Annotated in this window: 3 protein-coding genes; all 3 read right to left on the bottom strand. The window is 64.7% G+C overall.

Features of this window, described 5'->3' with window-relative positions; genetic code table 11:
* Window positions 1–12: 12 nt before the first annotated feature.
* Window positions 13–2,610, bottom strand: coding sequence for a translation initiation factor IF-2 (gene infB, locus RMO25_RS10205; protein WP_309662496.1), 2,598 nt, complete (start codon window positions 2,608–2,610; stop codon window positions 13–15).
* 9 nt (window positions 2,611–2,619) lie between these two features.
* Window positions 2,620–3,342, bottom strand: a complete 723-nt coding sequence (locus tag RMO25_RS10210) for an RNA-binding protein (RefSeq protein ID WP_309662497.1) — start codon at window positions 3,340–3,342, stop codon at window positions 2,620–2,622.
* Between the two features lie 75 nt (window positions 3,343–3,417).
* A partial coding sequence (nusA, locus tag RMO25_RS10215) for a transcription termination factor NusA (protein ID WP_309662498.1) occupies window positions 3,418–4,834 on the bottom strand: 1,417 nt, incomplete at its 5' end.

Raw genomic sequence — 4,834 nt, forward strand, 5'->3', positions numbered from 1 at the left:
CAAGACCTGGACTTACAGAGAGCGCTGGATCGTCTCCACGCGATAACACTCGATGACGTCGCCGGCGCGCATGTCGGCGTAATTCTCGAACGCCATGCCGCATTCCTGACCGGACTGCACTTCCTTCACTTCGTCCTTGAAACGCTTCAGCGTCGACAGCTTGCCTTCATGCACGACGACGTTGTCGCGAATCAGGCGGACATTGGCGCCGCGTTCCACGGTGCCGTCGGTGACGCGGCAGCCCGCGACCTTGCCGACCTTGGAGATGTTGAACACTTCCAGGATCAGGGCATTGCCCAGCATGGTCTCGCGCAGCGTCGGCGCCAGCAGGCCGGACATCGCCTTCTTCACGTCGTCCACCAGATCGTAGATGATGTTGTAGTAGCGGATTTCGATGCCGTTGCGCTTGGCTGCTGCGGCTGCTTCCTTGTGGGCGCGAACGTTGAAGCCGATGATGGCGGCGTTGAAACCCTCCGCCAGCGTCACGTCGGATTCCGAGATGCCGCCGACGCCGGCATGCAGGATGCGGGCGGCGACCTCGTCGGTGCCGAGCTTGTCGAGTGATCCGAGAATCGCTTCCAGCGAGCCCTGCACGTCGGCCTTGATGATCAGCGGGAAGTCCTTGCGACCCGAGGTCTTGAGCTGCGACATCATCTGTTCGAGCGAGCCGCGCATGCCGGAAATCGAGGCAGCCGCGTTTTCGCGCTTCTGATGGGCGCGATAGCTCGTCACCTGGCGGGCGCGGGCTTCGTTCTCGACCACCGCGAGACGGTCGCCGGCTTCCGGCGGCCCGTTGAAGCCGAGAACTTCCACGGGAACCGACGGCCCGGCCTCGTCGATGGTCACGCCCTGATCGTTGATCAGCGCGCGGACGCGGCCCATCTCGGCGCCGGCGACGATGATGTCGCCGACCTTGAGGGTGCCGCGCTGCACCAGCACGGTCGCGACCGGACCGCGGCCGCGATCGAGCTTGGCTTCGATCACGGTGCCTTCGGCGGGACGCGAGACGTTGGTCTTGAGGTCGAGCAGATCGGCCTGCAGCGCAATCATTTCCAGCAGCTTGTCGAGGTTGGTCTTGTTCTTGGCGGAAACCTCGACGTCGACGACGTCGCCGCCCATCGATTCGACCTGCACTTCATATTGCAGCAGTTCGGTGCGGACGCGTTCCGGCTTGGCGTCGGGCTTGTCGATCTTGTTGATGGCAATGATCATCGGAACCTTCGCCGCCTTGGCGTGGTTGATCGCCTCGATGGTCTGCGGCATGACGCCGTCGTCGGCAGCGACTACCAGCACCACGATGTCGGTGACCTTGGCGCCTCGCGCACGCATCGCGGTGAAGGCGGCGTGGCCCGGGGTGTCGATGAAGGTGATTTTCTTGCCGCTTTCCGGCGAGGTCACCTGATAGGCGCCGATATGCTGGGTGATGCCGCCGGCTTCGCCCGAAACCACGTTGGCATGGCGAAGCGCGTCGAGCAGCGAGGTCTTGCCGTGGTCGACGTGGCCCATCACGGTCACGACAGGCGAACGCGGCTCGGTATCGGAGGAATCGTCGACGATATCGAACAGGCCCTCCTCGACGTCCGACGCGGCCACGCGCTTGACGGTGTGGCCGAGTTCCTCGGCGATCAGCTGCGCGGTGTCGGCATCGATCACGTCGGTGATCTTGTGCATCGCGCCCTGCTTCATCAGAAGCCGGATCACGTCAACCGCGCGCTCGGACATGCGGTTGGCGAGTTCCTGGATGTTGATGGCTTCCGGGATGATCACCTCGCGAATGAGCTTTTCCTTCGGCTCGTTCGACTGATGTCCCTTCAGGCGCTGGGTGCGGCGACGGAACGACGCGATCGAACGCTCGCGCACGTCGTCGGCGGTGAGCGCGGTGACCAGCGTCAGGCGTCCGCGCTGCTTGGCCGGCGCCGGCTTGGCCGTGGTCTTCGGGGGTGTAGCGGGGCGGACAGCGCCGCCCGGGCCGCGACGGATCTGGCGCGGACCTTCGTCCTCGTCGGTGATGTCGGCGGCGACACCGGGGGCGCGGGCCGTGGGCAACGCTGCGGCCTTGGCCGCGGCTGCGGTCTTGGCCTCGGCTTCGCCAAAACGCTTCTTGGCTTCGAGTTCCGCCTTGCGCTTGGCTTCCTCGTCCTGGCGGTGGCGATCTTCCTCGGCCTTGCGGCGGGCTTCAGCGGCCTCGCGCTCGGCCTGCTCGATGCCTTCCTTGCTGTTTCGGCGCTTGGCTTCCTCTTCCGCCAGCCGGCGCTCTTCGACGTCGCGGACCTTGGCATCGGCAAGCGCGCTGGCGCGCGCGGACCGCTCGTCCTCGGTCTGGGTGCGCAAGACCACGCCCGAACCGCCGCGCGGCGCGGCCGGACGGGCCAGCGGCGCCGGCTTGGCGGGCGCTGCCTTGGCAACGACCGGCTCCGGCGTGTGCGGTGTTTCGGTTGCCGGCGCGTCGCCACCGACGCGGCGCTTGCCGCGCTTTTCGACCACCACCTGCTTGGTTCGGCCGTGGCTGAAGCTCTGGCGCACGGTGCCCGTCTCGACGCGCGGCTTGAGCGTCAAGGTCTTGGTCGGGACACTCAGTGTCTTGTCGCCAGGCGTTTTCGTATCAACCATACAGCAGTCCTAATCTTGTTGCGTCGTGCGTGTCCGCACCGTCTGTTTCGGCGAATTCTTGGCCGCATGGCCGGCTGTCTTGTCGTCATCAGCCATCCGGTATTGGACCAGGGTATGGCTGCGCGACAGGAACGTCTTGCTCGCCGGGCCCGCGAGCAGCGCAGCATGTATCACATTTGACCGGCCCAGTGCCAAATCCAATTGTTCCGAGGTCAACGCCGTGACTACCGGGAAATCGGGCGATTCATCGTTAATCCCGGCATTTTGCCTGACGATGGCGTCCAATTTGCGGATTCCGTCCGCGGCGCCGTCCGAAGCATGGATCAGGGCCTCGGCCTGACGCAGCTTGAGGGCGTCCTCCACCTTGCTGAAGCCGGATACGACCTCGCCGGCCTTGGCGACCATGGCCAGCGCTTCGATCACGCTGCGCACCAGCAGGGCTTCGGTATCGGCCGCAAGCGTCGGGGAGACGCGGACCTCGCGCTTGAAGCCCTTGCCAAACTGGTTCCGCCGGACAGCTTCCGCAACCGCCTGCCGCGAAGCCGAAACCCACAGGCCCCGGCCGGGAAGCTTGCGCTTTAAATCCGGGATCACCTCGCCCTGGGGGGCGACGACAAACCGGATCAGTTCGTCGATCGGCCGCACCTTGCGACTGACCGCGCACATCCGCTCCGTCGCGGACTTGTTGGTCCGCGGTCCGTCGTCGAGTTCGGGGTCGGCGATAGCAAGCATGCGTGCGACATCTCTTCTGTCATCTGCGCGTTACGGTCGCGCAGAACCGGTAACCCATTTCGCAGAGCCCGCGCATCAAACCGGCTGATCTTCGGGGGCCTCGGCCGCGTCGGTCTTCTTGACGAGATCGGCCTCGGTGATCCAGCCGGCGATGACGCGCGCCTGCATGATCATGTTCTCCGCATCGTCGCGCGAGATTTCGTTGGCGTCGAGAATGCCGGGATACTTAGTAGGCTCGCCGCCTTCCTTGCGCTCGGTCCAGCCCACCAGATCGTCGGTGGCGCAACCGGCGAGGTCCTCGACCGACTTGATGTCGTTCTCGCCGAACTTCACCAGCATCTTCGAGGTCACGCCGGGCACCGTCTTCAGAGCGTCTTCCACACCAAGTTCCTTACGTTTGTTTTCGAGCTCGCCTTCGAGCTGTTCCAGATATTCGCGGGCCCGGCTCTGCAGCTCGTTGGCGGTTTCGTCGTCGAAGCCTTCGATGCCGGCCAGTTCCTTGACGTCGACCAGCGCGAGTTCCTCCACCGAGGTGAAGCCTTCGGACGCCAGCAATTGGCCGACCACTTCGTCGACATTGAGCGATTCCATGAACACCCGCGTGGAGTTCTCGAAATCGGCCTGGCGGCGCTCGGATTCTTCCTGTTCGGTCAGAATGTCGATGTCCCAGCCGGTCAGCTGCGAGGCGAGGCGAACGTTCTGTCCGCGCCGGCCGATCGCCAGCGACAACTGGTTATTGGTGTCGGGAACCACGACCTCGATCCGCTCGCGGTCCTCGTCGATCACGACCTTGGCGACTTCGGCGGGCGCCAGCGCGTTGACGACAAAGGTCGCGATGTCGGGCGACCACGGGATGATGTCGATTTTTTCGCCCTGCAATTCGTTGACCACGGCCTGCACGCGCGAGCCGCGCATGCCGACGCAGGCGCCGACCGGATCGACCGACGAATCCCGCGAAATCACGCCGATTTTCGCGCGCGAGCCGGGATCGCGCGCTACCGCCTTGATCTCGACGATGCCGTCATAGATCTCCGGCACTTCCTGCGCGAACAGCTTCGCCATGAATTGCGGATGGGTGCGGGAAAGGAAGATCTGCGGCCCGCGGGTCTCGCGGCGCACGTCGAAAATATAGGCGCGTACGCGGTCGCCGTTGCGGAATACCTCGCGCGGCAGCATTTCGTCGCGGCGGATAATGGCTTCGCCGCGGCCGAGATCGACAATGACGCTGCCGTATTCGACGCGCTTGACGATGCCGTTGACGATATCGCCGATGCGGTCCTTGAATTCCTGGTACTGCCGGTCGCGCTCGGCCTCGCGCACCTTCTGCACGATCACCTGCTTGGCGGATTGCGCGGCGATGCGGCCATATTCCAGCGGCGGCAGGGTGTCAGCGATGGTGTCGCCGACCTGGGCGCCGGGATTGGCGCGTTGCGCGTCGATCAGCGAAATCTGGTTCGAGGAATTCTCGACCTGCTCGACCACCAGCATGTGG

It is taken from the genome of Sphingomonas sp. (genome assembly GCF_031361285.1).
In the GTDB taxonomy this organism is placed as follows: Bacteria; Pseudomonadota; Alphaproteobacteria; order Sphingomonadales; family Sphingomonadaceae; genus Sphingomicrobium.